We start from the raw sequence: 14,989 nt of genomic DNA, 5'->3' as shown, positions 1-14,989 counted from the left end.
CGAGAAATACGATATCTGCACGGTGGATTTCCGACCAGCCAGCTTAGTCCAACGCCGCCACCGCGAAGTTCGTCGGCTGGCGCCAAGCGGCAGCTGGGGGCGGATCGACGGCTGCGCCTTCTGGTAGGCTGTGCCGCTGAAGATTGGGAGATGCGCCATGAGCTTGAACGACCAGTGGATGCAGCGCGACCTTAACGTGCTGTGGCACCCCTGCACCCAGATGAAGGACCACGAGCGCCTGCCGCTGATTCCGATCCGCTCTGGCTCCGGGGTCTGGCTGGAGGATTTCGACGGCAAACGCTACCTGGACGCGGTCAGCTCCTGGTGGGTCAACGTGTTCGGCCACCGCAACCCGCGGATCAACGCGCGCATCCGCGAGCAGCTGGACAGCCTCGAACACGTGATGCTCGCCGGTTTCACCCACCAGCCTGTGGTCGAGCTGTCCGAGCGTCTGGTGCAGATCACCCCACCCGGCCTGGCCAAGGTGTTCTACGCCGACAACGGCTCCTCGGGCATCGAGGTGGCGCTGAAGATGAGCCACCACTACTGGATCAACAACGGCCAGCCCGGCAAGAAACGCTTCGTCACCCTGACCAACAGCTACCACGGCGAGACGGTGGCGGCGATGTCGGTGGGCGACGTGGCGCTGTTCACCGACACCTACAAGGCGCTGCTGCTCGACACCCTCAAGGTGCCCAGCCCGGACTGCTACCTGCGCCCCGAGGGCATGGGCTGGGAAGAACATTCGCGGACTATGTTCGCGGCCATGGAGCAGACCCTGGCCGAGCATGCCCACGAGGTCGCCGCGGTGATAGTCGAGCCGCTGATCCAGGGCGCCGGCGGCATGCGCATGTACCACCCGGTCTACCTCAAGCTGCTGCGCGAGGCCTGCGACCGTTACGGCGTGCACCTGATCCACGACGAGATCGCCGTCGGCTTCGGCCGCACCGGCACGATGTTCGCCTGCGAACAGGCCGGCATCACCCCGGACTTCCTGGTGCTGTCCAAGGCGCTGACCGGCGGCTACCTGCCGATGGCCGCGGTGCTCACCAGCAACGAGGTCTACGCCGCCTTCTACGACGACTACGCCACCCTGCGCGCCTTCCTTCACTCGCACACCTACACCGGCAACCCGCTGGCCTGTGCCGCGGCCCTGGCGACCCTGGATATCTTCCGCGATGACGATGTCATCGAGAAGAACAAGGCCCTGGCCGCGCGCATGGCCAGTGCCACCGAGCATCTCAAGGATCATCCGCATGTCGCCGAGGTGCGCCAGACCGGCATGGCCCTGGCCATCGAGATGGTCGCCGACAAGGCGAGCAAGACCGCCTACCCCTGGCAGCAGCGCCGCGGCCTGGCGGTGTACCAGCACGCCCTGAGTCGCGGTGCCCTGCTGCGCCCGCTGGGCAGCGTGGTGTACTTCCTCCCGCCCTACGTGATCAGCCCGGAGCAGATCGACTTTCTCGCCGAGGTGGCCAGCGAGGGCATCGATATCGCCACCCGCGAAACCGTCAGCGTGGCGGTGGACAACCGCTATCCCGGGCATCGCGATCCGGGCTGAAAGCGGCGGCAAGCTGCACGCGACGAGCCACAACTAAAAGCTGCGAGGGCAAGGACCGGTGCTTTAAGCTTGCAGCTTTCCACTTGTCGCCTGCAGCTGCCCCTATGCGCCTATCCCGCTTCTTTATCGATGCCCCTCTGTCCCTCGGCCAGCACGAGCTGCCCGAGGCCCAGGCCCACTATATCGCCCGCGTGCTGCGGCATACCGCGGGCGACGCGGTGCAACTGTTCGACGGCAGCGGCCGCGAGTACCAGGGCGAACTGATCGAGGTGGGCAAGAAGGTGGTGCGCGTGGAGCTGCGCGAGGCGTTCGACGGCCTGGCCGAATCGCCGCTGCGCATCCACCTGGGCCAAGGGCTGTCGCGCGGCGAACGCATGGACTGGGCGATCCAGAAGGCCACCGAACTGGGCGCGACGGAGATCACCCCGATCGTCTCGGAGCGCTGCGAGGTGCGCCTGAAGGACGAACGCGCCGACAAGCGCCTGGCCCACTGGCGCCAGGTGGCGATCAGCGCCTGCGAGCAGTGCGGCCGCTCGGTGCTGCCGGTGATTCATGCGCCGCAGGAGCTGGGCGCCTGGCTCGGCGCGGTCGAAGCCGAACTCAAGCTGGTGCTGCACCCGGTGGCCGAGCCCTGGGCCGGCCACGCGCCGCCGCGCTCGCTGGCGTTTCTGATCGGTCCGGAAGGCGGCCTCGGCGAGGCGGAGGTGGCCCAGGCCAAGGCGGCCGACTTCCACGCCGCGCGTCTCGGTCCACGGGTACTGCGCACCGAGACCGCGCCCGTGGTGGCGCTGGCCGTGGCGCAGCAGCTGTGGGGGGATCTGTAGGGCGGATGCAGTGCGGGGCATCCTGGCACGCCTGCACTGCTACAGGCGTGGCCGCAGCTAGGTAGGTTGGCGCTGAGCGCAGCGAAGCCCAACAGGAAACCCGAAAGGCTGCGCTCGGCAATCCCTGGCGTTCCCCAATCCGCCGTCGGGGCTCAGGCGCAAGCGTCTCAACCCAACCTACAGCAGCCCGGCGTCTTCCAGCAGTTGCTCCAGGCCGACCAGATCGGGGATGCGCACCACGTCCTCGCCGACCCGCGCCGCGCCCAGTTCAAGCGGCGCCAGCACGACATCGGCGGCCGCCAGGTCGCTGGCGACCTTCAGCGAGCGCGGGATGCCCTGCACCAGCAGGGCGATGAACTTGACCTTGGGCCGGCCGCCCAGGGCGTTGAGCACCGCCACCCGCGCGCCGCCGGCAATCTGCGCCTGGCCGCCGCTGGCGGCCTCGAAGGACAGCAGCGGCAGGCGCAGGTCGCGCCAGGCGATCTGGCCGAGGAACCAGGCCGGCATGCCTTCGCTGACCTGCGGCGCGCGATAGGGAATCAACTCGGCCACCGCCACGTTGGGCAGCAGCAGGGTGCGGTCGGCCAGGGGCACCAGCAGACCGGTCAGGTTGGCGGCGCTGTTCTGGGCGGCGACGGCTTGGCTCATTGAAAGGTCCTCAACTGCAGTGTTCGGCGAGGTGGTTGACCAGCGCCACGGCCAGCTCGCGCGGGTCGGCGCTGAAGCTGCTATAGCCGCCCTCGCGCAGGCTGTCGGGCATGCTCGGGCTGGCGCAGCTGTCGCCGCGCTGGGTCCAGATCAGGCCGCCCTGGCGCTTGACGTAGGCCGCCGCGGCGCTGCCGTCGCTGCCCATGCCGCTGAAGGCGATCACCCCGCACTGGGCGCCGAACTGCTGCGCCAGGTTGAGCATCATCTGGTCGATGGACGGGCTGTAGGGCTCGGGCCAGCCGCGTTCGGCGATCTGCATCGCGCCGTCCTCGGCGAAACCCAGCTCGTGCTGGATCGGCGCCACCACCACCTCGCCGCAGCGCACCGGGTCGCCCTGGCGCGCCGGGTTGACGTGCCACTGGCTGTGCCGGCCGACCGCCTGCGGCAACGCGGTTTCGAAGCTGGCATCGATATGCTGGGCATAGACGAAGCCGATCGGCAGGCCGCCGGGCAACGCATCGAGGAACGCCTTGACCGCCGCCGGGCCGCCCAGCGAGGCCGCCAGCAGCCAGACCTGGCGCGCCGGCTCGCCAGCCTTGAACGGCGTGTCGGCCAAGGCCTGCGGCAATTCCAGGCGCGCTGGACGCTGCGTTTCGTCGAGCAGCGCCTGCAGGCTCGGGCCCACCGCCTGGGTCGGATCACCGACCAGGCGCTTGAGCTTGCCGAACAGGCTGCGCTCCCAACGCGGGTAGTTCTCCGAATGGCGTTCGGGGGCGTGCCCCTCGCCGAACAGCACCGGCGCGCTGGCGCGCTCCAGCAGGCTGTCGACCAGCGGCGAGTCTTCCGACTGGGCCAGGTCCACCAGCCACAGGTCGGTGTCGCAGGCGGCCAGCGCCGCCTCGTCGAGGCGTGCCGGGTCGCTGTTGAGCACCACCTGGTAGCCGCCACCGGCCAGCGCCTGCTGCAGCACGTGGCGCTGCAAGGAGGTGTCGGCGATCACTGCAATACGTGCCGCGGATTTGTCTGTCATGTCCGTTTGATCCGGTGGCTATCCACCAACTGAGCGATGGTGTCGAGCAGCAAGGACTCCTGATAGGGCTTGCCGAGGTACTGGTTGACGCCGATGGCCATGGCCCGCTCGCGGTGCTTCTCGCCGGTACGCGAGGTGATCATGATGATCGGCAGGTCCTTCAGGCGCTCGTCGTGGCGCACCAGGGTGGCCACCTCGAAGCCGTCCATGCGCGGCATCTCGATGTCCAGCAGCATGATGTCGGGCTTGTGCTCCTGCAGCTGGGCGATCGCGTCCACGCCGTCCTTGGCGGTCATCACGTTCATGCCGTTGCGTTCGAGCAGGCGGCTGGTGACCTTGCGCACGGTGACCGAATCGTCCACCACCATCACCAGCGGCGGCCGGTCGACTTCCACTTCCTCGCTGATCACCACCTGGCGCGAGGCCAGGCGCGGGGTCAGCTGGCTCTGCAGGTGCGCATGCAGCACGCGGATGGTCGCCAGCAGGTCGAGAATCACCACCACCCGGCCGTCGCCGAGGATGGTCGCGCCGGAGATGCCGTGTACGCCGGCGAACTGTGGGCCGAGGCTCTTCACCACGATTTCGCGCGAGCCGGCCAGGCTGTCCACCTGCACCGCAACCGCGTGCTCGCTGGAGCGCACCAGGATCACCGGCAACGGCAGGCTCTGGCCCACCAGTTTGGGCTGCTGACCGTTGTTCAGCAGGTCGCCCAGGTACTTCAGTTCGTAGGCCTGCCCGGCGTACTCGAAGCGCGGCGCATCCGGCGCGTAGTAGGCCTCCAGCTCGTAGGGCGAAACCCGCACGATGCCTTCGATGGTGTTCAGCGGGATGGCGTACAGGTCCTCGCCGGAGAGCACCATCAGCGCGCGGTTGACCGACACGGTGAACGGCAGGCGGATGGTGAAACGGGTGCCCTGGCCGACGACCGAGTCGATGCTCATCGAGCCGCCGAGCTGCTTGACCTCCGAATGCACCACGTCCATGCCGACGCCGCGGCCGGAAATCTGGGTGACCTTCTCGGCGGTGGAGAAACCGGCCTCGAGGATGAACTGGAGGATCTCGTGGTCGGTCAGGTCGCTGTCGGCATCCATCATGCCGCGTTCGATGGCCTTGCGCCGCACCGCGTCGAGGCGGATGCCGCCGCCGTCGTCGTCGAGGGTGAGGACGATGTCGCCGCCCTCGCGGCCGAGGTTGAGGCGGATGGTGCCGGTTTCCGGCTTGCCGACGTCGCGGCGCACGGCAGTGGGCTCGATGCCATGGTCGACGGCGTTGCGCAGCATGTGCTCCAGCGGCGCGACGATGCGTTCGAGCACGGTGCGGTCCATTTCCCCTTCGGCGTTGCCGACGACGAACTCGACCTGCTTGCCCAGCTCGCCGGCCACCTGGCGGACGATGCGGCGCAGTCGCGGCACCAGGCGGTCGAACGGCACCATGCGGGTGCGCATCAGGCCTTCCTGGAGCTCGGTATTGACCCGCGCCTGCTGGAGCAGCAGGGTCTCGGCGTCTCGGTTCTTCGCCGCCAGGGTTTCCTTCAGGTCGAGCAGGTCGGAGGCCGACTCGAACAGCGCCCGCGACAGCTGCTGCAGCTGCGAGTGGCGATCCATCTCCAGCGGATCGAAGTCCTCGTAACCGGCACGCTCGGCCTCGGCCTGGTAGCGGCTGAGGATCTGCGCCTGGGTCTCGGTATCGAGGCGGCGCAGCTGGTCGCGCACGCGGTCGATGGTGGCTTCCATCTCGCTCAGGGTGAAACTGACGTCGCTGACCTGCTGTTCGACCCGACCGCGGAAGATCGAGGTCTCGCCGGCCAGGTTGACCAGGCCTTCGAGCAGGTCGGCCGGCACCTTGACCAGCTCCTGCGGGGCGCGACGGGAGGCGGCCTCGGCCGCCGCCTCGGCGGCGCGGCGCACGAACGGCAGCACCTTGGGCGCCTGCACCTGGCTCGGTAACTCGCTGGCGGCGACTATCGGGACGACCAGTTGGGCGCCCAGCTTAGGGACGACCAGTTGGCCGGCCGGTTGCGGCGCGCGCGGGCTCGGCGCTGCCGGCTCGGGCTGGGCGACCAGCGGCGGCTCGGCCAGGCTGGCGCTTAGGCGCTGGCGCAACAGATCGAGTTCCTTCTGCAGCCCCTCGAAACCGGACTGCAGGTCGATCAGCAGGCTCTCGGGCCAGGGTGCGCCCTGCTGCAGCGCCTCGCTCAGGTGCTGCTCGAGATCGTGGCTCATGTCGCCCAGGCGCTTCTGTCCGGCCAGCCGCGCACCGCCCTTGAGGGTGTGCAGGATGCGCAGCATCTCGTCGATGGCGGCGCCGTCGTCGCGCTGTTCTTCCCAGCGGCCGATGGCCGCCTCCATCGCCTCGAGCAGGTCGTCGCCCTCTTCGAGGAAGATGTCGAGGATGTCGCTGTCGGCCTCCTCGCCGTCGTCGCTCTCGACGAAGGCCTTGAGCTGGACCGCAGACGGCATGCTCAGTTGCTCGTCGGGGTTGGCGCGAAAGCGCTTGATGGTCTCGATCAGGGCGTCGCCCGGCGGCACCGCACGCTGGCCGCGCACCGCCTCGAGCATCTCGGCCAGGCGGTCATGACAGGCCTGCAGCAGGCCGAACAGCTCGGGGCTGGCACGCAGACGACCGCCGCCCAAGCCTTCGTAGAGAAATTCCAGTTCGTGGGCCAGGTCGCCGATCTCGCGGATTTCGGCCATGCGCGCACCGCCCTTGAGGGTGTGCAGGTCGCGCTGCAGGGCTTCCAGCTCCAGGCTGTTGTCGACGTCGGCCATCCAGCGCTGCAGGGCGGCGCCGGCGCTGTCGATGATGTCGAAGCCTTCCTCGAGGAAGATTTCCACCAGCTCCGGGTCGCGCTCCTCGTGCCAGCTGGTCGGCGCCGCAGCCTGCGGCTCGGGGTCGGCCGCCACCGGCAGCTCCGGCGTGGGCTCGTCGACTGCCGGCGACGCCTGATCGAGCGACGCCTCGGCGGGATCGTCGAGCACCAGCAAGTCTTCGTCCTCGACCAGGGCCAGCGGCGGCAGCTCGCCGACATCCAGATCCAGTTCGAGCGGTTCGGCGGCCTGAGCCGCCTCCTCGTCCAGGGCCGGATCGGCCAGGGTCGCCGCGGCCGACAGGCTCTGCGCGCCGCCCTGGCGGAACTGGCGGATGGCCTGGATCAGGTCTTCGCCGGCCGCCAGCGGCTGGCGCGCCTGCAGCTGATCGAGCATCAGCGCCAGGCGGTCGTGGCTCTGCTGCAGCAGGCCGCCCAGGGCCGCGCCGTAGTTGTAGCGGCGGTCGACCAGGCCTTCGTAGAGCGATTCCAGCTCGTGGCCGAGGTCGCCGATCGGGCGGATCGCGGCCATCCGCGCGCCGCCCTTGAGGGTGTGCAGGTCGCGCTGCAGGGACGACAGCGGCAGGGTGTTGTCCGGCTCGCCCAGCCAGCGCTCCAGGGCCTGGCCGGCGCTTTCGAGGATATCCACCGCCTCTTCGAGGAAGATTTCCACCATCTCCTCGTCGAGGTCGGCATCGGCCGGGCTGAAGCTGGCTTCGGCTTCGGGCTCGGGCTCGGGCTCGGGCTCGGGCTCGGCAATGCTGTCCTCGGGCACCTCGAACGCGGCGAACTCCGCGCCCGACGCCTGCGGCTCCGGCTCCGGCTCCGGCTCCGGCTGTTCCTCAGCCTGCAGCAGTTCGGCCGTGGCCTGGTCCAGCTCGATGACTTCGAAACCCTCGGCGCCGGGGGCGAGCAGGGCCAGGGTGGCTGGGTCGATGGCTTCGCCGAGCAGGTCGCGCAGCGCCTGCACACGCTCGGGCTGGGCGCTGACCTGCAGCGCCGCGGCAACCTGATCCATCATGCCGATCAGCGCTTCGTGGGCCTTTTCCGCCTCGTCGAAGAAGCGTTCGCTGACCGCCAGGCTGCCCTCCTCGACCGCGCCATAGAGGTCCAGCAGGGCCTCGCACAGCTCGTCGATCTGCGGCAGCTCGGCCATCTCGGCGCCTCGGCCGAGAGTGGTCAGCTCTTCCAGCAGGGCGGACAGCTCCTGGCGCTCGGAGGGATGCTCGCGCCACTTGCGCAGCAGGTCCTCGGCGTCCAGCAGGATATCCATGCCTTCGGCCAGGAAGATGCCGATCAGCTGCGGGTCGCGACTTTCGCCACTCTGCCCGAGGCGTTCGCCTTCGGCAGCGTCGAGGCGCTCCTGATGCAGCTTGTGGACCCGGGCGAGGAAGTCCTCGGCACCGGCAATCGGCGCCAGCGGCTGGCTTTCCAGCTGCTCCAGGGCGGCGCGGAACAGCTTCTCGGCGCGGCTGAGCAGCTCGGCCTCGGCCATGTCGACGCGGATCAGGTTGGTCTTGAATTCCTTGACCAACTTCTCCAGCGGCGCGGCGATCTCCGCCACCGGCAGGATGCCGGCCATATAGGCGCTGCCCTTGAGGGTGTGCAGGGCGCGCTGCAGGTCGTCGGTCACCGGCTGCGGCAGCTCCTGCGCGCAGTCGGCGAGAAAGCCGACCAGGGTGTCCAGATGGGTTTCTGCCTCGTTGCGGAAGATTTCCAGCAACTGCGGGTCGAGGGGCTCGCCATCGAGCGGCTCGCTCTCCTCCACGGCGGCGGTAGCCTCGACAGCGCCCGCGGGCTCGGCTACCTGCTCGGCGGCCGGGGCGTCAGATTTTGGGAGGCTGTGGCCCTTGGCCAGGGCATGCGCGGTGGCGGCCAGCCGGTCGACGTCGTCGCGCTGGCGCTGCGCCTTGGCGGCGAACTCCTCGACCAGCGCCGGCATCAGCGCCACTACGTCGAGCACCACCTGCTGCACCGGCTCGCTCGGCGCAATGCTGCGATCCAGCACACGGTTGAGCAGGTTCTCGATGGACCAGCCCAGCTCGCCGATGATCAGCGCGCGGACCATGCGCCCGCTGCCCTTGAGGGTGTGGAAGGCACGCCGCACTTCGATCAGGGCGTCCTTGTTCTCGGTATCGGCCTGCCACTGCGGCAGGTATTCGGCGATGGTTTCCAGCACCTCGCCGACTTCTTCGATAAAGACTTCCAGCAGCTCTTCGTCCACCGGCTCCTCGTCGGCCGGCGGCGGCAGCAGGCTCGGCGGCACCTCGGCGGCCGGCGGGTTGATCGCCTGCACCGGCGCGGCCATCACGTCGGCCATCGACAGCGGCTTGGCAAGGTCCTCCACCTCGATCAGCGGCGCCGGCGCGGGGGCGCTGGGCAGCTCGACCTCGGGCAGTTCCAGTTCGGCCAGTTCCAGCTCGTCCCACTGCTGCGGGGCGGACAGCTGCTCCAGGCTCAGCTCTTCCAGTTCCAGCTCGTGCTCGGGCTCGGGCTCGGGCTCGGGCTCGGCGGCGAGGCCCTGCGGGCCGTCGTCCAGTTCGAAGGCGAAATCGTTGAGCGGCTGCAGCTCCTCCAGTTGCGCCTCGGCCGCGGCCTCGAAGGGCTGCTGGTCGGCGTCGGCCTGCTCGGCCAGGTCGACCCCCGGCGCGAAGGACGACTCCTGCGCGGCGGCGACCGGCTCGCTATCGGCCAGGGGTTGCTCCAGCTGGCTGTCCTCGGCGCCGAGCAGCTCGATTTCCTGCAACGGGTCGGCCAGCGGCGCCAGCGACTCCCCCAGCGGCTCGACACGATCGAGGATCGACGGCTTTTCCTTGAGCGGATAGCCCAGCGCTTCCAGGCTCTCCTCGGCCACGTCGAGAATCAGGTCGCCCTGGCTGCCGTGGTCCTCGGACAGGCGCTCGAGGTAGTACTCGACGCTGGTGATGGCGTCGGCCAGGGTGTCCAGGCTCTGCCAGTTGGGCACGGCCTTGCGCGCCAGCAGCTGTTCCTGGATATAGCGGTTGCAGGCGTTGAGCAGGTCGGCGGCGCGCTGCAGCGGGATCATCGCCAGGCCGCCACGGACCTGGGTGAGCAGCTCGGGCACGCGCGCCAGGTGCTCGTGGTTCCACTGCGAGGCGATGAACTCGATGATCGCGTCCTTGGCCTGTTCCAGGCCGTTGCGCGCCTCTTTAATGACAAGCTGATGGATCTGCGCCACGTCGGTGGTGGGCAGGTGGCTCTGTTCGCTCTGCCCGTCGTCGCTCGGGCCGACCATGCCGGCCAGGGTCGCCTCGACGTACAGCAGGGCGCCGGCGACGTCCATCAGCACCGCGTCGCTGGGCTCGCGCTGGCCGAGGGAGAGGCCGTGGATCACGTCGATCTGATCGAGGATGACCTTGCGCGGCTGGCCGAAGCCGAGCACCGCCAGGGTGTCGGCGATCTGCTTGAGCGGCGCCAGCAGGCCGTCCAGCTCGCCGGCCTGGCTGCGGTCGCTGCGCACGAACAGGTCGAGGCTGTCCTTGACCCGCACCAGCTCCTCGCACAGGGCGGCGACCACCGAGCGCATGGCGTCGCGGTCGGGGCCGGCCAGGCGGGCGCGTTCCTCGTCCACCACCTCGTTGTCGGGCAGGGCTTCGTCGAGGCGGTACTGTTCCTTGAGCGCGCGGATGCGCGGCGACTGCGCCGGTGCCTTGGCCACGTAGAACAGCAGGTTCTTGGTCAGCTCGTCCGGCGCGGCCTGGTTGATGCCGTCGGCGCCCTGCTCGACCAGGCGCTTGAGCTCCTTGTCGACCTGGCGCAGCAGGGTGCGCACCGAGGTGCCGTTGACCACGCTGCCGTTGGCCAGGCCCTCGACCATGCCGGAGGCGATCTGCCACAGGCCGCCCAGCGGGGCGTCCTTGCACAGGGTTTCCAGGCGGGCGAACACGCGCGCCATGTAGCCGAGGTTGGTGGCCAGGTCCTGGCCGCGGATCACCCCGACCAGGGCCATCTGCAGCATCTGCCGCAGCTTGCGCAGCAGCACCGGCAGCTCGGCGGTGCGCAGCCGCGCCAGACTGTCGGATGGCAGCGCCGGCTGACGCACCGACATGTCCGGGGCGAACAGGCTGGTTTCCGACAGCAGCTTCTCGCCGCGCGCGGCGCGCAGGTCGTTGAGCAGCGGCAACACCACCATCGGCAGGTCGCGGCGGGCGGTCTGGATGCGGTCGAGGTACACCGGCAGCTGCAGGATGGCCTGCATCAGCACTTCCAGGGCTTCGCCCTGGTTGGCCACGCGGCCTTCCATCAGCGCCTTGGCCAGCTGCTCCATTTCCTCGGCGAGCAGCGCGGCGCCGTAGAACTCGACCATCTGCAAGGTGCCGTGGACCTGGTGCACATAGGTCAGGCAGAAACGCATGCGCGTGGGGTCCTGCGGGTTCTCGACGAACGCCTCCAGGGCCTGCCGCGCCTGCTTCAGGGTTTCCGCGATCTCGCCTTTGACCCACTCCAGGGCGACATAGTCATGCCGATCACCCATAGCCACTCCACTCATAAACTTGGCCTTATCCCTTGCGGGTAAACGCCAGGACTCGCTCGTCGGCCACCGGCACCAGCGCCGGATGCTGCCAACCGGCTACTTCGCCCACGCCCACCACCAGCAGCCCCCCGGGCGCCAGGCTCTCGGCCAGGCGGTTGAGGATGTCGCGGCGACGCCAGCGGCGGAAATAGATCAGCAAGTTCTGACAGAAAATCACGTCCATGCCGGACATCGGCGCCTTGGCCAGTTCCAGCACATTGAGCTTGGCGCAGCACACGCGCGCCGCCAGACTCGGCACCACCTTGAAACGTCCGTCGGCCTGGGCGAGGAAATAACGCTCGCGCAGGTCGCCGTTCACCTGTTCCAGACGCCGCGCCGAGTAACTGCCCTCGCGGGCCTTGCTCAGCGCGCCCTGGCTGATATCCGTGCCGGTCACGGCGAAGTGCTCGGGCGACTCGCTGCCCTGCAGCGCTTCGGCCGCCAGGATCGCCAGCGAATAAGGCTCCTCGCCGCTGGAACAACCCACGCTCCACAGCTCCCAGGGCCGCGTCAGGCCGGCGGCCAGTCGCTCCTGCAGGTATTGCGCCAGCACCTCGAAGGACGGCGGGTGGCGGAAGAAGCGGGTTTCCTGCACGGTCAAACGATCCAGCAGGGTCGACCACTCCACCGCGCCACGCGGGCCATCGGTGACCTGGCGGTAATAGCTGGCGTAGTCCGTGACGCCCAGTTCGCGCATGCGCGCACTCAGGTTGGTTTGCAGGAAGGCGCGCCGCTGCTCGCTGATCACCACGCCGGTGCGCGCTTCGAGCAGCGCCTGCCAGTCGTGGAAGTCGGCTTGCGACATATCGGCCACCGGGCGCAAGGCCCACACGCCGCTTGACTGCATACCTTCGCCCTGAGTCATGGCTGTCGTGCGGCGACTGCAAGCAGCCGCCGCCCTCCCTTATCAGGCGTCCGGGAGGGTGAAGCCGGACACCGACTTGCGCATCTCACTGGCCATCTTGGCCAGGTTACCGATGCTCTTGGCGGTGGCGGTGGTACCCGAGGACGTCTGCGAGGTGATTTCCTGGATCACGTTCATGGTGTTGGAAATATGGCCGGCCGAAGAGGCCTGCTGACGAGCGGCGTTGGAGATGTTCTGGATCAGCGCCGCGAGGGTCTTGGATACCTTCTCGATCTCTTCCAGGGCCACTCCGGCGTCCTGCGCCAGGCGGGCACCGCGCACCACTTCGGAGGTCGTCTGCTCCATGGAGATAACGGCCTCGTTGGTGTCGGTCTGAATGGTCTTGACCAGCGCCTCGATCTGCTTGGTCGCCGCCGAGGAACGTTCTGCGAGGCGTTGTACCTCGTCCGCTACCACGGCGAAGCCGCGGCCCGCATCACCGGCCATGGACGCCTGGATCGCGGCGTTCAGGGCGAGGATGTTGGTCTGGTCGGCAATGTCGTTGATCAGGCTGACGATGTCACCGATCTCCTGGGACGATTCACCGAGGCGCTTGATCCGCTTCGAGGTGTCCTGGATCTGCTCACGGATGTTATCCATGCCGGTGATGGTGTTGTGTACGACTTCGTTGCCCTTGTTGGCGATGGCTACGGAACGTTCCGCTACCGCGGAGGATTCCGAGGCGTTCGCCGATACCTGGTCGATCGACACGGCCATTTCGTTGATCGCCGCGGAAGCGCCGGCGATTTCCTGGGCCTGGTGCTCGGACGCCTCGGCCAGGTGCATCGCCGTGGCCTGGGTTTCCTGGGCCGCACCGGCGACCTGAACGGCGGTCAGGTTGATGGTGGCCACCAGGTCGCGCAGCTGGTCGATGGAGTAGTTGATGGAGTCGGCGATGGCACCGGTGAAGTCCTCGGTTACCGTCGCGGCCACGGTCAGGTCACCGTCGGCGAGGTCGGCGATTTCGTCGAGCAGACGCAGAATCGCCGCCTGGTTACGTTCGTTCTTCTCCGCGGTCTCGGCCAGTCGGCGGTTGGTCTCGCGCACCATCACCAGGCCGATGAGGATGATCGAACCCAGCGCCAGGGCGCCCAGCACATAGCCGAACAGGGTGTTGATGGCACGGCCCGAGGCCAGGTCTTCGAAGCCGCCGGCCAGCTCGGACGCCTTGTCCAGCAGGGTCTGCGACACGCTGAAGATGGCGTTCGCCGACTCACGCACCTGGAACAGTTCCGGCGAGGTCTCGAGAATCTCGTCCACCGAACCGGAAACGAATTCGAACAGCTCGGAAATCTCGGCCAGACGCTCGAGGGCTTCCTCGTCGGTCACCTGGCTGATTTCCATCGCCGCGTTGCCTTCGAGCATGGCGGCCAGTACCCGGCCGAACAGGCTGGCGTCGCGACCGAACATGTCGGCGGCCTGCACCGAGTCTTCGTCACCGGCCAGCACCTTGTTCACCGAGCCGAGGATACGTTCGGCCAGCAGCGACTGGCGCTGAGCCACCGAGACCTGGGCCGCCGGCGCGCCGCTTTCCAGCAGGATGTCGACCACTTCCTCGTACTCGACCTGCAGCTGCGGAATGGTTTCCGCCAGGGTGGCGGCTACCTGGTGCAGCGACAGTACGGTCTGCTCGCTGGCGAGAATGGCGTCGGTATTCTGCCGCAGGCTGTCCCAGTCCTGCTGCACCGCGGCCATCTGCGCCTGCACCGCTTCCGGTGCCGGCGGCAGGCCGGTGCTGGCGTCGCCGTCGGTCAGATAACCCCAACGCTGCTGGAAGTCGTTGCGCGCGTCGCGCAGCAGGCCGAAGGCCTCGGCGGTACCCGCCGCCGCTTCCGTGGCGTTCTTGGCGATACGCTGGGACAGTACGCGCAGCTCACCGGAGTGGCTGATGTACTCGGTATCGTAGTTGGACTGGGTGTTGATGTAGGCGAAGTTCGCGAACAACAGCACGATGGAGACGATCAGCACGACGAACAGCGCCGCGATCAGCGTGCTGCTGCGTGCCCCGACCAACAAATTGCCTGCATTGAGTTTTTTCATTATCTGGCCCCCGCCTGGACCGACCGCACTACGGTTCCCATGTAACGCCAAAGGGTCGGCAGAACCGACCCAACCGATTTTTTTCTAATAAGCGACATCGAGAAAGCCCGGATCGGTGGCCAGCGCGTGAGGGCTGAACACCAACCAGGGCTGTTCCCGTTGAAAGACACCGTGGATAAAGGGCGCGATGCTCGCCTCGAGGGGCGGCAACTGCTCGGAGAAGGCATCCACGGGAAAATGTTGCATGCCGAACACCTCGTCGACCGTGAGGCCGGCGAAGATTTCCTGGTGATCGACCACCAGCACCCGCCGCAGCTTGCGCAGCGGCGACAGTTCGTTGCCGAAGAAGCCGCACAGGTCCATCACCGGCAGCAGGCGACCGCGCACGTTGGCGACGCCCTTGACCCAGCTCTTCACACCCGGCAGCAGGGTGTGACGCGGCTCGTGCAACACCTCGCCGACTTCCCCCATCGGCGCGACGAACAGCCGTTCGCCCATGCGAAAGCCGATACCGCTCCAGGTCTGCACGGCCGCCTGCTGCGACGGCAGGCCGGCCGCCAGGGCGCGGCAACGCTGGTCGATGTCGAGGAGAATCTGGAAAGGGGTCTGCACGTCCGACATGCCAGCCTTGGCCTTCTTCTT

The 14,989-nt window shown here is 68.1% G+C and carries 8 protein-coding genes; 2 read left to right on the top strand and 6 right to left on the bottom strand.

Annotated features, from left to right (window positions below; genetic code table 11):
* The first annotated feature begins 157 nt into the window (after nucleotides 1-157).
* Together EA796_RS16215 and EA796_RS16210 are read left to right on the top strand one after the other, a co-directional pair.
* Nucleotides 158-1,561 carry an adenosylmethionine--8-amino-7-oxononanoate transaminase gene (locus EA796_RS16215; RefSeq protein ID WP_122109347.1) on the top strand — a complete coding sequence of 468 codons (1,404 nt, stop codon included), beginning with the start codon at nucleotides 158-160 and terminating at the stop codon, nucleotides 1,559-1,561.
* Between the two features lie 104 nt (nucleotides 1,562-1,665).
* Entirely contained in the window at nucleotides 1,666-2,385 is a 720-nt protein-coding gene (locus EA796_RS16210) for a 16S rRNA (uracil(1498)-N(3))-methyltransferase (RefSeq protein ID WP_122109346.1), read from the top strand.
* Between the two features lie 177 nt (nucleotides 2,386-2,562).
* On the opposite strand, the gene EA796_RS16205 is transcribed toward EA796_RS16210, so the two are convergent.
* The 6 genes from EA796_RS16205 to EA796_RS16180 form a co-directional block, all read right to left on the bottom strand.
* Nucleotides 2,563-3,033 (bottom strand): chemotaxis protein CheW, encoded by a 471-nt coding sequence (locus EA796_RS16205; protein ID WP_122109345.1) that lies wholly within the window; start codon nucleotides 3,031-3,033, stop codon nucleotides 2,563-2,565.
* A gap of 10 nt (nucleotides 3,034-3,043) precedes the next feature.
* Entirely contained in the window at nucleotides 3,044-4,063 is a 1,020-nt protein-coding gene (locus EA796_RS16200; protein ID WP_031302923.1) for a chemotaxis protein CheB, read from the bottom strand.
* Nucleotides 4,060-11,364 carry an Hpt domain-containing protein gene (locus EA796_RS16195; RefSeq protein ID WP_122109344.1) on the bottom strand — a complete coding sequence of 2,435 codons (7,305 nt, stop codon included), beginning with the start codon at nucleotides 11,362-11,364 and terminating at the stop codon, nucleotides 4,060-4,062. The genes EA796_RS16200 and EA796_RS16195 overlap by 4 nt, the downstream gene beginning before the upstream one ends.
* A gap of 25 nt (nucleotides 11,365-11,389) precedes the next feature.
* Nucleotides 11,390-12,250: a protein-glutamate O-methyltransferase gene (locus tag EA796_RS16190; RefSeq protein ID WP_031302685.1), complete on the bottom strand. Its 861-nt coding sequence runs from the start codon at nucleotides 12,248-12,250 to the stop codon at nucleotides 11,390-11,392.
* 60 nt (nucleotides 12,251-12,310) lie between these two features.
* Nucleotides 12,311-14,347: a methyl-accepting chemotaxis protein gene (locus tag EA796_RS16185; RefSeq protein WP_031302686.1), complete on the bottom strand. Its 2,037-nt coding sequence runs from the start codon at nucleotides 14,345-14,347 to the stop codon at nucleotides 12,311-12,313.
* 84 nt (nucleotides 14,348-14,431) lie between these two features.
* Nucleotides 14,432-14,968 carry a chemotaxis protein CheW gene (locus EA796_RS16180; RefSeq protein WP_021442252.1) on the bottom strand — a complete coding sequence of 179 codons (537 nt, stop codon included), beginning with the start codon at nucleotides 14,966-14,968 and terminating at the stop codon, nucleotides 14,432-14,434.
* Between the last annotated feature and the right edge of the window lie 21 nt (nucleotides 14,969-14,989).

It is taken from the genome of Pseudomonas sp. AOB-7, assembly GCF_003696305.1.
Lineage (GTDB): Bacteria > Pseudomonadota > Gammaproteobacteria > Pseudomonadales > Pseudomonadaceae > Aquipseudomonas.
The sequence above is the reverse complement of the archived record's forward strand: the minus strand, read 5'-3'. Positions and strand labels throughout refer to the sequence as shown.

Coding starts and splice junctions, on each gene's coding strand:
- EA796_RS16185 (WP_031302686.1), bottom strand. CDS start 14,347: ATGAAAAAACTCAATGCAGGCAATTTGTTGGTCGGGGCACGCAGCAGC.
- EA796_RS16205 (WP_122109345.1), bottom strand. CDS start 3,033: ATGAGCCAAGCCGTCGCCGCCCAGAACAGCGCCGCCAACCTGACCGGT.
- EA796_RS16195 (WP_122109344.1), bottom strand. CDS start 11,364: ATGGGTGATCGGCATGACTATGTCGCCCTGGAGTGGGTCAAAGGCGAG.
- EA796_RS16190 (WP_031302685.1), bottom strand. CDS start 12,250: ATGCAGTCAAGCGGCGTGTGGGCCTTGCGCCCGGTGGCCGATATGTCG.
- EA796_RS16180 (WP_021442252.1), bottom strand. CDS start 14,968: ATGTCGGACGTGCAGACCCCTTTCCAGATTCTCCTCGACATCGACCAG.
- EA796_RS16200 (WP_031302923.1), bottom strand. CDS start 4,063: ATGACAGACAAATCCGCGGCACGTATTGCAGTGATCGCCGACACCTCC.
- EA796_RS16215 (WP_122109347.1), top strand. CDS start 158: ATGAGCTTGAACGACCAGTGGATGCAGCGCGACCTTAACGTGCTGTGG.
- EA796_RS16210 (WP_122109346.1), top strand. CDS start 1,666: ATGCGCCTATCCCGCTTCTTTATCGATGCCCCTCTGTCCCTCGGCCAG.